We start from the raw sequence: 14,742 nt of genomic DNA on the forward strand, positions 1-14,742 counted from the left end.
ACCTGTGGGAGCGGGTTTACCCGCGAAGAGGCCAGTACAGGCAGCAGATGACCTCAGCCTTGCAACAACTCCGGGCTGTTGAAGTTGCTCAACCTGCGATCATCGTCGACACATTCCAGCCCCTGCACCGCTTCACGCAGCAAGGCCTTCTGCAAACTCCGCTCGCCCGCCACCCAGGCCTGCTCCAGCACCGGCAACACCCGGCGTGGCAGCACGCTGAACATCGGCTGCCAGTACCCACCCTGGCGCACCATGGCCGCACTGTCACTGGTCACTGCCAGGTGCAGCAGGTCCTCGATCAACCCCCGGTCAACCAGCGGTGCATCACAGGCCAGCAGCACCACCCATTCATGCCGCGCCACCTTGAGCCCGGCAATCACCCCCGCCAACGGCCCGGGGTAGTCCGCCTCGGCATCGCCCACCAACTGGTCGGCATACGCCTGGTAGGCCTGCTGGTTACGGTTGCAGGAAATCACCAGGTCATCGCTGAGCGGCCGTACCACGCGCTGCACATGCGCCACCAGCGGTTCGCCCTGCCAGTCGACCAGGCCCTTGTCGCGGCCGCCCATGCGCTGGCCGCGGCCACCGGCGAGAATGAGGATGGAGCAGGGGGGCAGGGCATCAGGCATGAAAAAGGGTTCCGGGCAGTCAATGCCGGGAACCCTCCCATTTCACGCGGGGCTTGTCCAGTCAGCTGTCGCTGGTCACGGCCTGCGTGTCGGCCTTACCCGCCTGGCGTCGCCCGGCAAGGCGCATCACCACCACGAAGAACACCGGCACGAACACCACAGCCAGGGTGGCGCTGAGCATGCCGCCGATCACCCCGGTACCGATCGCCTTCTGGCTGGCCGAGCTGGCGCCGCTGGCAATGGCCAGCGGCACCACGCCCAGGATGAACGCCAGCGAGGTCATCACGATCGGCCGCAGGCGCAGGCGCGCGGCCTGCACGGCAGCGTCGGCAGCATCCACGCCCTGGTCGACCAGGCTCTTGGCGAACTCGATGATCAGGATGGCGTTCTTCGCCGACAGGCCGATCAGGGTGATCAGGCCGACCTTGAAGAACACGTCGTTGGGCATGCCGCGCAGGGTCACCGCCAGCACCGCACCGAGCACGCCCAGCGGTACTACCAGCAGTACTGCGGTGGGGATCGACCAGCTTTCGTACAGCGCTGCCAGGCACAGGAACACCACCAGCAACGACAGCGCCATCAGCATCGGTGCCTGGCTGCCGGACAGCCGCTCCTGCAGCGACAGGCCAGTCCATTCCAGGCCGGCACCGGCCGGCAGCTGGGCCACCAGGCGCTCGATCTCGGCCATGGCTTCGCCCGAACTGTAGCCGGCTGCCGGTTCGCCGGAAATCGACACCGCCGGGTAGCCGTTGTAGCGGGTCAGCTGCACCGGGCCGCTGACCCACCTGGCCTGGACGAAGGCGCCCAGTGGCACCATCTTGCCGCTGTCGTTGCGCACGTGGATCTTCAGCAGGTCTTCGACCTGGCTGCGCTGGTCGCCTTCGGCCTGCACCACCACCCGCTGCATGCGGCCCTGGTTGGGGAAGTCGTTGACGTAGCTGGAACCCACGGCCACGTCCAGCACCGAACCGATATCGGCAAACGATACGCCCAGGGCGTTGGCCTGGCGGCGGTCGATTTCCAGTTGTACCTGCGGGCTTTCCGCCAGCGAGGCTTCGCGCACGTTGGTCAGCACCTTGCTTTTGCCGGCATTTGCCAGCAGCTCGTCGCGGGCGGCCATCAGCTCGGCGTGGCCCATGCCGCCGCGGTCCTGCAGGCGGAACTCGAAGCCGGTCGACTCGCCAAGGCCGTCGATTGGCGGTGGCAGCACGGAATAGGCCACGGCGTCCTTGAGCTGGGTAAAGGCCATGGTCGCGCGATCGGCGATCGACTGGGCGCTGTCGTCGGCACCGCGCTCGGACCAGTCCTTGAGCGTGGTGAAGGCCAGTGCCGCGTTCTGCCCGCTGCCCGAGAAGCTGAAACCCAGGATCAAGGTGGTGTTACCCACGCCGGGCTCTTCGGCGTTGTGCGCCTCGATCTGTGCCGCCACCTGTTCGGTGCGCATGCGGCTGGCGCCTGGCGGCAGCTGGATATCGGTGATGGTGTAGCCCTGGTCTTCGGTGGGCAGGAACGCCGTGGGCAGCTGGCTGAAGCCATAACCCAGCACCGCCAGCAGCAACGCGTATACCAGCAGGTAGCGGCCGCTGCGCTTGAGTGCCTGCACCACCCAGCGCTGGTAACCGTTGCTCATGCCCTCGAAGCGCCGGTTGAACCAGCCGAAGAAGCCCTTGCGTTCGTGGTGCTCGCCCTTGGCCACCGGCTTGAGCAGGGTGGCACACAGCGCCGGGGTCAGGCTGAGGGCGAGAAACGCCGAGAACAGGATCGACACTGCCATCGACAGCGAGAACTGCTGGTAGATCACCCCCACCGAGCCTTGCATGAAGGCCATGGGCAGGAACACTGCCACCAGCACCAGGGTAATGCCGACGATCGCGCCGCTGATCTGGCCCATGGCCTTGCGCGTGGCCTCCTTGGGCGGCAGGCCTTCTTCGGCCATGATCCGCTCGACGTTCTCCACCACCACGATGGCATCGTCGACCAGGATGCCGATGGCCAGCACCATGCCGAACAGGGTCAGCACGTTGACCGAGAAGCCCATGGCCAACATCATGGCGAAGGTGCCCATCAGGGCCACCGGCACCACCAGGGTTGGGATCAGGGTGTAGCGCAGGTTCTGCAGGAACAGGAACATCACCGCGAACACCAGCAGCATGGCTTCGAACAGGGTGTTGATGACCTGCTCGATCGACACCTTGACGAATGGCGAGGTGTCGTAGGGGATGTCGTACTTGACGCCTTCGGGGAAGTAGCGCGCCAGGTCCTGCATCTTCGCCCGCACCAGGGTGGCGGTTTCCATGGCGTTGGCGCCCGGCGACAGCTGCACGCTGAAGGCGGTGGCCGGCTTGCCGTTCAGGCGCGTGCCGTACTGGTACTCCTGGGCACCGATCTCGACCCGGGCGACATCGCCGATGGTCACCGTGGAACCGTCCGGGTTGGCACGCAGGACAATCCCGGCGAACTCCTCGGGGGTGCTCAGCTGGCCCTTGACCACCACGTTGGCGGTGATTTCCTGAGTGCCACGGGTGGGCAGGTCACCAATGCTGCCGGGGGCCACCTGGGCGTTCTGCGCGGCGATGGCCTCGGCCACGTCGTTGGGCGTGAGGTTGAAGCCGATCAGCTTGCGCGGGTCGATCCAGATGCGCATGGCGCGTTCCGAACCGTACAGCTGGGCCTTGCCGACGCCCTTGAGGCGACGGATTTCGTCCATCACGTTGCGCGCGAGGATATCCGACAGGGCGGTTTCGTCGAGCTTGCCATCTTCGGAGGTGAGGGTGGCCAGCAGCAGGAAACCGGTGGAGACCTTTTCCACCTGCAGGCCTTGCTGGGTTACCGGGCGCGGCAGGCGCGACTCGACCACCTTCAGGCGGTTCTGTACGTCGACCTGGGCCAGGTCCGGGTTGGTGCCCGGGGCGAAGGTGGCGGTGATGGTGGCGCTGCCCAGGCTGCTCTGCGACTCGAAGTACAGCAGGTTGTCGGCGCCGTTGAGCTCCTGCTCGATCAGGCTGACCACGCTCTCGTCCATGGTCGCCGCCGAAGCGCCCGGATACACGGCGTAGATTTCCACCTGCGGCGGGGCCACGTTGGGGTACTGGGCCACCGGCAGTTGCGGGATGGCCAGGGCACCGGCCAGCAGGATGAACAGGGCGACCACCCAGGCGAATACCGGGCGGTCGATGAAGAATTGCGGCATGAATCAGGCCCTCACTGGCCAGTGTGCTGTGCGATGGGCGATGCCCCTGATGCATTGTCGACCTGCACCTGGTCACCGGCCTTGACGTGTTGCAGGCCCTCGACCACCACCCGCTCGCCGGGGGCCAGGCCTTCGCTGACGATCCAGCGGTCGCCCTGGGCGCTGCCCAGTACTACCTGGCGGTCGCTGACCCGGGCCTGCGGGTCGACCACCAGCACCTTGGGCACGCCAGCGCTGTCGCGCAGGATGGCGCGCTGCGGCACGCTCAGGCCCTTGGGCTGCACGGCCTGCTCCAGGCGCACGCGCACGTAGCTGCCGGGCAGCAGGTCGAGGTCCGGGTTGGGGAACTCGCTGCGCAGGGTGATCTGGTTGGTGCTGGGGTCGACGCTGATGTCGGAGAACAGCAGTTTGCCCGGCAACGGGTAGGTGCTGCCATCGTCCTGGATCAGCGTGGCCCGGGCCTGGCCGTCGCCCACCTGCTGCAGCTCGCCGGCACGCATGGCGCGGCGCAGGGCGTTGAGCTCGCGGGTCGACTGGGTGACATCGGCGTGGATCGGGTCCAGCTGCTGGATGGTCGCCAGGGGCGTGGTCTCGTTCTGCCCGACCAGCGCACCTTCGGTGACCTGGGCGCGGCCGATACGGCCGGAAATCGGCGCGGTCACGGTGGCGTAGTCGAGGTTGAGGCGGGCGCGTTCCAGGGCGGCCCTGGCCTCGGCCACTGCGGCATCGGCCTGCAGGTAGCTGGCCTTGGCGTTGTCGTACTCCTGGCGGCTGACGGCTTTGTCGTCGACCAGTTCGCGGTAGCGCTGCTCCTGCAGGCGTGCCTGGTACAGGGTGGCCTCGGCCTTGGCCAGGGTGGCGCGGGCGCTGTCGTGGTCGGCCTTGAACGGCGCCGGGTCGATCAGGAACAGCACATCGCCCTGCTTGACGTCGCTGCCTTCGCGATACACCCGTTTGAGCACAACGCCCGCGACACGTGCTCGCACTTCGGCGGTGCGCGGCGCGAGGATACGGCCGCTTAGCTCACTGCTGATGGCCAGTGGCTGCAGTTGCAGGGTTTCCACCCGCACTTGCGGGGTGGGGGCCTGTTCTTCCTGTTCGGCGCTGTCGTCGCAGCCGGCCAGGGACAGGCTCAGGAACGCCAGAAGCGCCAACGGGCGCAAGCGTGGGGGGAGGGTAGTAGACATACGGATCTTCCGATGATGACCGCCGGTATGCTACGGCAGGCGTTCCTTGCGTGGCTGTTAATACCTGTAGGACGAGTGTGAAAAAGTGTGAAGAACAATCCTCTCGACCTGTAGGGTTCTATATTCTGCGTGTACCTGTACCGGCCTCTTCGCGGGTAAACCCGCTCCCACAGGGACCGCACAGCACTGGAACCTGTGCAGTCCCTGTGGGAGCGGGTTTACCCGCGAAGAGGCCGGCAAGGCCTACCACAACCCAGACTTCCAAGCGCCTATGCCGAATATTTTCCTGGTCGAAGACGACAGCGCCCTGTCCGAACTGATCGCCAGCTACCTGCAACGCAACGACTTCCATGTCCAGGTGATCGCCCGTGGCGATCATGTGCTTGACGAGTACCGCCGGCAAAAGCCCGACCTGGTCATCCTCGACCTGATGCTGCCAGGCATCGACGGCCTGCAGCTGTGCCGCCTGCTGCGCCAGGAATCGCAAGGCCTGCCGATCCTGATGCTGACCGCCCGCGACGACAGCCACGACCAGGTCCTGGGCCTGGAAATGGGCGCCGACGACTACGTGACCAAACCCTGCGAACCGCGTGTACTGCTGGCCCGCGTGCGTACCCTGCTGCGTCGCAGCAGCGTCAACGAGCCGCGCCTGGACAACGACCTGATCCTGATCGGTGGCCTGCGCATCGACCTGGCCGAGCGCACCGTGAGCTGGCGCGGCGAAGAGGTGGAGCTGTCCAGCGGCGAGTACAACCTGCTGGTGGTACTGGCGCGCAATGCCGGCGAAGTGCTGAACCGCGACCGCATCCTGCAGCAACTGCGGGGTATCGAGTTCAACGGCACCGACCGCTCGGTGGATGTGGCCATCTCCAAGCTGCGGCGCAAGTTCGACGATAACGCCGGCGAAGCGCGCAAGATCAAGACCGTGTGGGGCAAGGGCTACCTGTTCAGCCGTGTCGAGTGGGAGTGTTGACCGCCCATGCTGAAGATTCTGGTGCGGCTGTACCTGGTGATCATCGTTGCCTATGCCGGTGCGCTGTTGTTCATCCCCGACACCATCGTCGGCCTGTTCCAGGACCGCTTCATGGCCTACAACCTGGACCAGGCCAAGGGCGTGCAGTCGCTTATCGTGCGCCAGTTCCGCCAGGCCCCGCGCGAGCAGTGGCCGGCGGTGGAGCAAGAGCTGGCCAGTGATTTCGCACCGCTGGAACTGCAACTGCTGCGCATGGACCAGGCTGACCTGAGCGAGGACGAGCAGGCGCGCCTGGAGCACGGCCTGTACGCCGTGCGCATTGCCGAATGGGGCTACTACGAGACGGTGCTGGCGCCGCTGGACAAGGAATGGCTGGTGCGCCTGCACTCACCGCCAGACCCGCTGGATATCAACGTGCTGTCGTGGGGCGTGACCGTACTGATCGGTGCAGCCATGCTCGGTTGCCTGCTGCTGTGGGTATGGCCGCACTGGCGCGACCTGGAGCGCCTCAAGGAAACCGCCCGGCGCCTGGGCCAGGGGCAGATGGCCGAGCGTACGCACATCTCGCCGCACTCCAACATCGGTGAACTGGCCGGGGTGTTCGACACCATGGCCAGTGACCTGGAACGCCACGTGAACCAGCAGCGCGAGCTGCTCAATGCGGTGTCGCACGAGTTGCGCACGCCGTTGACCCGGCTGGACTTCGGCCTGGTGCTGCTGTTCGACGAAGTGCCGCCGGCCAGCCGCAAGCGCCTGCTGGAGCTGGTGGGGCATGTGCGTGAGCTGGATGAGCTGGTACTGGAGCTGTTGTCCTACAGCCGGCTGTACAACGCCGACCAGGCCCGCGAGCGGGTCGAGGTGTCGTTGCTGGAGCTGGTCGACAGCGTGCTCGGCGGCTTTGCCGAGGAACTCGATGGCCGGGGTATCCAGTGGGAGGTGCGGGCCGAGGGAGATTTGCCGCGTTTTGTGCTGGACCCACGGCTGACGGCACGGGCGGTGCAGAACCTGGTGCGCAATGCCATGCGTTACTGCGACGAGAGCCTGTTGCTGCGCTTGCGCCTGGAAGACGATGGCGCCTGCCTGGTGACGGTGGAGGATGACGGGATTGGTATTCCGGTGGAGGAGCGCGAGCGGATTTTCCAGCCGTTCTACCGCCTGGACCGTAGCCGTGACCGCAATACCGGCGGGTTTGGCCTGGGCTTGGCGATCAGCCGGCGGGCGATCGAGGGGCAGGGTGGCACCTTGACCGTGGCGCAGTCGGCGCTGGGGGGCGCGCAGTTCCGGATTCGCTTGCCTGCCGGGTGATTGAGTGGCTGTGCCGGCCCTTTCGCGGGTGAACCCGCTCCTACAAGAGCCGTACAGATTTCAAACACTGTGGAGTACTTGTGGGAGCGGGCGAGCCCGCGAAGAGGCCGGGCCTGCTAATCACTTTCTGCCAGCCGGGCAGACCACAGCACAAACCGGTCCTTGCCACTGTGCTTGGCCTCGTACAGCGCCTGGTCGGCGCGCACCAGCGCCGTGGTCAGGCTGTCGCCCTGGTCCACCCGGGCCAGGCCAATGCTGATGGTTACCGGGTGTTCGCCAACATCTTCACGTACTCGTTGGCACAGCGCCGCCACTCGTTGCTCGGCGCCTTGCTGGTCCAGCCCCTGGAAAAAGATCGCGAATTCTTCACCACCCAGTCGGGCAAACTCGTAACCGGCCATGCTCGCCTTGATATGCAGGGCCACGCGCTTGAGTACTTCATCGCCCACGTCATGGCCAAAACGGTCATTCACCCGCTTGAAGTTGTCGATGTCGATCATCGCCAGGTACTGCTCGGCCGTGGCCAGGCGCAGCTGGTGGCCGGCCTGGGCCATGAACGAACGGCGGTTGGGGATTTCGGTCAGGGCATCGACATAGGCCTGGTCCAGCAGCACCTTGGACAGGTAGAAGTTGTGCAGCTTGGCCTTGCGCATCTGCAGGTAGCTGTAGACGACCAGGCCGCTGAGGAACACCGCGTAGCTGAACAGCATGGCGCCTTCGAGTGCGTCCGCTTCGATACGGGTGTGGTAGAACGGGTTGAGCACCACCCAGGTGATGGCCATGGCGCAGAAGAACGACCAGCGCCGCACCGGTAGCACCGAAACGGCATACAGCACGGTGGACACCCCGAGCACCAGCCATACCGGGCGCTGGGCCACCGGGATGCCTTCGATCACCAGGCGCATGCCCAGGGTGATGGCGGCGATGAATAGCAGGTTGAGTACATCGAAGTGATGGCTGCGACGGGTGAACCGCAGTACCACGGTGAGGCTGCCGAGCAGGGTGATGAACAGATAGGACAGCCAGGTGAAACCCTGGCCGCCGAGGAAGCTGACGATCAGGTCGAAGACCAGCCAGATCAGGATGCTGACGCAGAATACCAGCAGGCAGAACGGGCGCATGGCCTCGAATTCGTGCTGGCGGAATTCGGCGCGCAGGGCGGCGGGGGCGACCTGTTTGCGAACGTGGGCTTCGATGGTCTTGAACATGCGGGCTCCTGTGAGTACTGCTATGCCAGGCCCGGCCCTTTCGCGGGCACGCCCGCTCCCACAGGTCTTCCACAGCGCTGGAAATCTGTGCGGTCCCTGTGGGAGCGGGTTTACCCGCGAAGAGGCCAGGCCTGGAGACTCAATTGGTGGGCAGAACACCCCGGGCCCATGGCCGGTAACGCAGGTCGAACACCGCCTCGGCGTGGCACCCGCCGCCCAGCTTCGGCTGGGCAGGCTCAGCCCGAAACGCCTGCCCAGGCGCGCTCACCTGGCGGAACGCCTCGCGCACCACGCCAACCCGGCACGGCAAGGCCTGCTCGTAGCCTTGGCGCACCAACGCGGGCAAGCGCCCGGTCCCGGCGCCATCCTGCCACCACACAGTCAAGCCCAACCCGGCCAGTTGATCCAGCCATGCGGCATTGACCCGCGGTGAGAGTTTGCCGGCGCTGAAAGCGCTGATGTGCAAAGGCTTGTCCAGTTGCCGGTTGAAGGCCTGCAACTGGCTGTGCAGGGCATCCCGGCGCTCGGCCTCGCGAAAGTGATGGTCGTCCAGTTCCATGGGCAGGTACCAGCCGTCCACCGGCAACTGCCACGCCTGGCGCAGTTGCCGGTACTGGCTGAGCGAGCGCCCCAGCTGCGCCTTCCAGTAACTGTTCAGGCCTTCACCGTCCAGCTCGTCGATGCGCTGGTAATAGGCCGGGTCCATGTACAGCCCCAGCACCAGTTGCAGGCCCTGGGCACGCGCGCTGCGCAGGCTGTCGGCCAGCCAGCCCCGGGCACCGCCGAAATCGCTGTCGCCATAGGCGCTCCACTGCACGATCAGGGTTTTGCCGCCCTGGGCCACGGTGGCATGCCACAGTTGCTGCCACTGGGCGGGGGTGACATTGGCGTCGCGGTTGAGGGGTTGGTAGAACAGGCGCTGGTCGGCGCTGGCTGGCAGGCACAGGGCAAGCAGGCAGAGGGCCAGGAACGTACGCATCAGAAGGTCATCTCCGCACCGACCAGCACGCCATTGGCGCGCTCGTATAGATTGCCGCCCAGCGATTGCTGGTACTCGGCACGCACTTTCAGCGAACCGCGGTAGGCGTTGTAGCGGTCATCATCGAACCACCACTGCCAGCGCACGCCCACCCCGGCCCGAGCGTCCTGGCGCCAGTCGTTGCTCGGGTCCTGGCTGGAAAACTCGACAAAACCATAGGGCATGATGGTTTGCGGCGAGCTGCCCGGCAGCTTCCAGGCGTGGCCCTGCTGGTAGCGCGACAGCCAGGCGTGGTCGCCGGTACGGGTCCACCAGGCGGCGTCGAGGTAGAGGAAGCGTTCGTTCCAGTCGTCTTCATCGACCCGCCAGTCGTTGCGCCAGTCGCCCTGGTCGAGGAAAGAAGCGGTGGCCCGCAACAGCAGGTCGTTGCTCGATTCGGCGTGGTGACGCAGGTCGCCCCAGTTGCCGCCGACCTTGGCGGGGCTAAGCAGTTGGCCCAGGCTCAGCCCGCGGTAGTGTTCCTCGTCGATCTGACGCTGGTGGTACAGCTCGGCATACAGGTTGAGGTTGGCCTGGCCGAATGGTTTGTAGCGCAGGCCGACACCGGTACCCATGCTTTGCGCGTAGTCGGTGCGGCTTTGCCCACCGAACAGCACGCGGCCATACATCGACAGGGTGCTGCCGTTGCGGCTGGGCTCTTCGCCCAGGGCGTGGTCCCACATGGCCAGTTGCACGTTCTGCGATTGCGCGCGGCGCGAAGTGCCGCTGCGCTGGCCATTGTCGAGGAACTTGTCGTTGGTCGAGGTGCCGGCCGGCGACCAGGTGCTGGCCAGGGTGATGGTGTCGCGCCGCGACAGGCTTTCGTGGGCGCGGCGCTGGCGGTACTTGCGGGCTTCCAGGCTGCCGTATTCGTCGTCGCCGTCGACCAGGTCCTGCTCCACATCGAGGATGCGGCGCAGTTCGCGGCGCGCCGAAGCGCTGTCTTCGGCTTCGTCATAGCGCAAGGCCAGCGTCTCGCCAAGGCGGTAGTCCTCGGGGAAGTCGTGGGTGGCGCGTTCCAGGTAGGGGATCGACTGGCGGCGCTGGGTCTTGTCCGTCGAGCCGGCCAGGCGCATGCCGTAGTCGGCGCGGTAGCGTGGCTGGTCGGGAGCCAGGCGCACGGCTTCTGCCAGCCAGGCGCTGCTCTGGGCACTGTCGCCAGCCAGTTGCGCGGTGCTGGAGGCCGCGTAGTAGTGGTCGGCCCGCGGGTTGTGTGCCAGGGCCTGGCGCTGGAAGCCCAGCGCCGCCTGGTAATCGCCTTGGCGCTGGGCGATGGCGGCACCCAGGGCCCAATCGTCGGCGCTATCGTGCGCGGCGGCGTCCCAATAGCGCCGGGCCGCTTGTGCGTCGCCGGCGTTCAACGCGCCGCGAGCGGCAGTGAGGCGGGCGTTGTCGGTCCAGGCGCTGTCGGGCTGGGTGCGCCAGATGGGCAGGGCCGCTTCGGAGTCGCCTGCGGCTTCCAGGGCATAGGCCAGGGGCAGGCGGCTCCCGCTGTCGCCCAGGCGCTCGGCGGCCTGGTAGTAGACCACCGCTTCGCCTGGCTGGTCGGGCATGGCGCAGCGGCCCAGGGCGCGGTACTGGCCAGGTTCGCTCGGGGTGGCCGGTACTGCCTGGCGCACGGCATCGCACTGGCCAGCCTCGGCCAGGCGGCCGAGCAACTGGGCCCGGGTAGTGGCGTTGACCCGAGGGACCAGGCCGAGCATGCGGCGGGCGTCCAGCGGGCCGTCGTTACGCGCATACAGGTTGCCAAGGCGCTGCAGCAGCGACGGTGCAAGGCGGCCCTGGTGGCGGTCGTAGGCCTGCTCCAGCAATTGCCGGGCGTGTTCGTCATGGCCTTGCTGCATCAGCAGGAAGGTGGTTTGCTCCAGTGCGGCCATGTCGCCGCTCTGTCGATAGCGTTGCTCCCACTCGGCGGCGGTACGTGGTTGCGGGGGCTGGGGCGGGTCGCCGTAAAGGCGTTGCTTGAGCACGGCGTAGGCCCTGGGGGCGGTGCTGGCTGTGCAGCCCTTGAACTGCTCGCGTGCCAGCTGCGGATCGTGGAGCGACAACCAGTCCACGGTTTCCAGGCAGGGCCGTTGCAGTTCGTTGCTCAGGCGCTGTACCAGCGGTGCGTCGTCGCCTTCGCGGGCGAGCTCCCACAGTTGCTGGCGCTGCTCGGGCTGGTTCAGCTCTGCGGTGGGCAACGCCTGCAGCCAACGCTGTGCCTGCTGGTTATGGCCGACGGCAATGGCGCGGTTGGCCATGGCCAGGCGAGCCTGGTTGGCTGCGTCGGGGGAGGGGGCGCTGGGCAGCAGTGCTTTCAGCCCTTTCTCATCCACTTGCTGGATGTAGGCATTGGCCAGGCGTTGCCAGTCTTGCGCCGGCAACTGGCCCTGCTCGGCCAGCGGCTGCAGCTGTTCGATGGTCTCCTTCCAGTTGCGCAGTTGTTCGGCGAAGTTGGCCCGGGCCAGGCGCAGAACCTGGCCGTCCCCCTGTGCCGGCAGATGATTGAGCCAGTCCAGCGCCCTGGCAGCACCCCCGAATCTGGCCAGGCTCAGGCTGTAGGCCTGCCACAGGCGCACCCGTTGAGCGCCGTCGCTGCTGGCCAGCCATTGTTCCACCTGGCTGGCCGGCGGTGGGTCCTGTTCGATCCAGGTCAAGCGCAGTTCCAGCAGGGCGTTGGCGTGTTCGGGGCTGTCACCCAGTTGTTCGGCAAGGGCTTCGGCCTCCTTGTAGCGGCGCTGGTGAGCCAGTGCCTCCACCAGCAGTGCACGCGCTTCGTCGTTGTTCGGCACCCGGCCCAGCACGTGGCGGGTCAGGCGTTCGACCTCGGCCCAGTTGTCCTTCTTCGCTTCGCGGTAGCTGCGCTCCATGAACGGGTAGCTGGTGAACCGCTGAAAGTCGGTCATCGGCGCCGAAGCGGCGCAGGGCAGGGCGGCGGAACACAGCAACAAGCCAGTGAAGGTGAGGGAAAAGCGCGGCTTCATGCCACCTCCCGGGTCAGGTCAAAGGCGGCCTGCTGTTCGCTGGCCTGTTCGATCAGGGCCTGCTGCAGCACCTGCTCGGTGATGATGCCGCGGGCGATCAGGTGCTCGCCGAGGCTCTGGTGTTCCGGGTCGAAGTCGATCAGCGCCTGGTTGAACAAAGTGACTGGGACCATGCCGCGCACCTGCAGCAGGGCGCCGAGCATTACCTGGTGATGGCTGACCTGTTCGAGCAGCTGTTCGTCGTCCTGATGGCGTTCCAGAATGGCGAGCATGTCTCGGGTTTCCGGCTTCTGCCAGGGGCTGGGGTAGTGATAGCGCAGGCCCAGGGTGACGCGGCCCTGCGGCGCCAGGCGGGCGCTGACCGGGCGCTTCAGGTGGCGGCTGATTACCCCCAGCGACACCTGGCTGACCGGGCTTTCGCTGGCCAGTACCAGCGTGTCGCCGTCTTCGGCCACCGGCAACACGCCATAGTGCGTCGCCAGCTTGCGCGGCAGTTTGGCGATCAGCTGCGGGTCGAGCTTGAATGGGTTCAGCGGCGCCCAGGGCAGGTCCATCTGCTCGGCCAGGGTGGCGACCAGCTGTTCGCTGTTCAGCCAGCCGCGCAGCAGCAGCTCGCGGCCCAGGCGCCGGCGTACCGGGCTGGTGATCGCCTGTTGCAGCTGTTCGTCGCTGATCAGGCCCTTGGCCACCAGGCGCTGACCCAGCGGCGTGCGGGCGGGGGCAGCGATGGCGGGGAATTCGTGGGTGGTCTTGTCCCAGGCCACGCGCCGCGAGTCACCCATTTCCATCACCTGGCGCAGGGCACGCAGGTTGGCGAAAAAGTTGACGAAGTTGCTCCACATCATCCGCGGTGCCGACAGCAGCCCTTCGCCGATGCCATAGAAGCGGGTGACGAACCAGGCGCGCTGGAACAAGCGGTTGAACAGCATCAGCCCGTTCAGCCACAGCAAGGTGGTCAGCAGCCAGCTGTCGCTGAGGATCGACATGAAGCGCCACGACTCTGGCGCAATCACCGTGACCAGCCACATGGCCAGCAACACCAGCAGCAACAGGTTGACCAGGAAACTCAGCAGGTAGGCGAACAGGCCGCGGCGGTCGCGCCAGAGGAAGTAGTTGAGCGCGCCCTTGCGACTCCAGCCGAGGTTGCTGGTGCCCTGGAACACGATGCCGACGATCCACCGCGACTTTTGCCGGATGGCATGCTGCCAGTCGCGCGGGAAGTGCTCGCGCACGCAGATCACCTGGGAAAATTCGCGGCTCATGCCCGGGCGCCATTCCTGCTTCAGGGTCAGCGCCGGGTCGGCGATGGAGTAGCGGGCGAAAATGCACTTCATGCCCTTCTGCTTCAGGCGGAAGCCGATGTCGTAGTCTTCGGTGAGGCTCTGCACGTCGAAAGCGATGCCGTCACCGTCCTCGAGCAGCGCGCTGATGGCGCGGCGGCTGAAGCAGGTGCCGACCCCGGCGCTGGGCACCTGGCCGGTCAGGGCCTCGCGCACGATCACGTCCTTGCCGTGGTTTTCGGCAAACTCATCGACATAGTGGCCGGCGGTGAAGCCTTTCCATTCCGGTGCGTAGGGGTACACCGGGATCTGGATCATGTCCTTGTTCGGCAGCAGGTAGTTGAACAGGCGCAGCTCCATGGGCGAGATCACGTCTTCGGCGTCGTGCAGGATGAAACCGGCAAACTCGATGCCGGCGTCCTGCTGGAAGCGCAGCAGCGCGTCGATGATGTTGTTCAGGCAGTCGGCCTTGCTGGTGGGGCCGGGGCGGGCGCAGACCACCTTGTGCACGTTGGGGTAGTGCAGGCACACGGCGTCGACATCGGCCTGGGTTTGCGGGTCGTTGGGGTAGGTGCCGACGAAGATCTGGTAGTTCTCGTAGTCGATGGTCGAGGCTGCCAGGCGCGCCATCTCGCCCACCACGCCCACTTCGTTCCAGGCCGGGACCATGATGGCCAGCGGTTTCTCCGGTACCTCGAACAGGCGTTTTTCGTCGGCTTTCTCGTACTTGTCGTAGATGCGAAAGCGCCGGATCAGCTTGCGGCCCCAGTAGCACAGGTCGATGAACAGATCATCCAGACCCAGCAGGAACATCAGCGAGGCCAGGATGATCGCGAGGATCTTCAGGCCGAACAGCACGTAGGTGAGGAAGTCGATGAATACCAGGCTCATTTGCCGGTCACCGACAGGAAGGGGTGGGCCATCGTCTTTATCCTCGTTCGATTCCCTGGACGAAGTTGTACGACTTGCTGCCGTTTGTACTGGAT

General features: G+C 66.1%; 9 protein-coding genes. 2 read left to right on the plus strand and 7 right to left on the minus strand.

Annotated elements, in window-relative coordinates; all coding sequences use genetic code 11:
- Positions 1 to 53: 53 nt before the first annotated feature.
- The 3 genes from mobA to MJ643_RS03115 form a co-directional block, all read right to left on the minus strand.
- On the minus strand, positions 54 to 629 hold the full coding sequence (mobA, locus tag MJ643_RS03105; protein ID WP_013972842.1) for a molybdenum cofactor guanylyltransferase MobA: 576 nt from the start codon (positions 627 to 629) through the stop codon (positions 54 to 56).
- 61 nt (positions 630 to 690) lie between these two features.
- Entirely contained in the window at positions 691 to 3,819 is a 3,129-nt protein-coding gene (locus tag MJ643_RS03110) for an efflux RND transporter permease subunit (protein ID WP_208209423.1), read from the minus strand.
- Positions 3,820 to 3,830: 11 nt separating this feature from the next.
- Positions 3,831 to 5,006, minus strand: a complete 1,176-nt coding sequence (locus MJ643_RS03115; RefSeq protein WP_208209422.1) for an efflux RND transporter periplasmic adaptor subunit — start codon at positions 5,004 to 5,006, stop codon at positions 3,831 to 3,833.
- A gap of 271 nt (positions 5,007 to 5,277) precedes the next feature.
- Here MJ643_RS03115 and MJ643_RS03120 point away from each other — a divergent pair, with 271 nt between their 5' ends.
- Both MJ643_RS03120 and MJ643_RS03125 read left to right on the plus strand, forming a co-directional pair.
- Positions 5,278 to 5,979 carry a response regulator transcription factor gene (locus MJ643_RS03120; RefSeq protein WP_003259958.1) on the plus strand — a complete coding sequence of 234 codons (702 nt, stop codon included), beginning with the start codon at positions 5,278 to 5,280 and terminating at the stop codon, positions 5,977 to 5,979.
- 6 nt (positions 5,980 to 5,985) lie between these two features.
- Positions 5,986 to 7,284 (plus strand): ATP-binding protein, encoded by a 1,299-nt coding sequence (locus tag MJ643_RS03125; RefSeq protein WP_013972839.1) that lies wholly within the window; start codon positions 5,986 to 5,988, stop codon positions 7,282 to 7,284.
- 116 nt (positions 7,285 to 7,400) lie between these two features.
- Here MJ643_RS03125 and MJ643_RS03130 read toward each other — a convergent pair whose 3' ends face one another.
- The 4 genes from MJ643_RS03130 to nrfB all read right to left on the minus strand — a co-directional run bounded on the left by MJ643_RS03130 (position 7,401) and on the right by nrfB (position 14,647).
- Entirely contained in the window at positions 7,401 to 8,492 is a 1,092-nt protein-coding gene (locus tag MJ643_RS03130; protein ID WP_024087210.1) for a GGDEF domain-containing protein, read from the minus strand.
- A 139-nt stretch (positions 8,493 to 8,631) separates the two neighbouring features.
- Positions 8,632 to 9,471: a DUF4434 family protein gene (locus MJ643_RS03135; RefSeq protein WP_197860690.1), complete on the minus strand. Its 840-nt coding sequence runs from the start codon at positions 9,469 to 9,471 to the stop codon at positions 8,632 to 8,634.
- Entirely contained in the window at positions 9,471 to 12,476 is a 3,006-nt protein-coding gene (locus MJ643_RS03140) for a phage receptor (protein ID WP_196184670.1), read from the minus strand. The genes MJ643_RS03135 and MJ643_RS03140 overlap by 1 nt, the downstream gene beginning before the upstream one ends.
- A complete protein-coding gene (nrfB, locus tag MJ643_RS03145; RefSeq protein ID WP_038409713.1) occupies positions 12,473 to 14,647 on the minus strand; it encodes a cyclic di-3',5'-guanylate-activated glycosyltransferase NrfB in 2,175 nt (724 codons plus the stop codon). The genes MJ643_RS03140 and nrfB overlap by 4 nt, the downstream gene beginning before the upstream one ends.
- Positions 14,648 to 14,742: the final 95 nt, after the last annotated feature.

Source organism: Pseudomonas sp. PNPG3, assembly GCF_023093815.1.
Taxonomy (GTDB): Bacteria; Pseudomonadota; Gammaproteobacteria; order Pseudomonadales; family Pseudomonadaceae; genus Aquipseudomonas; species Aquipseudomonas asiatica.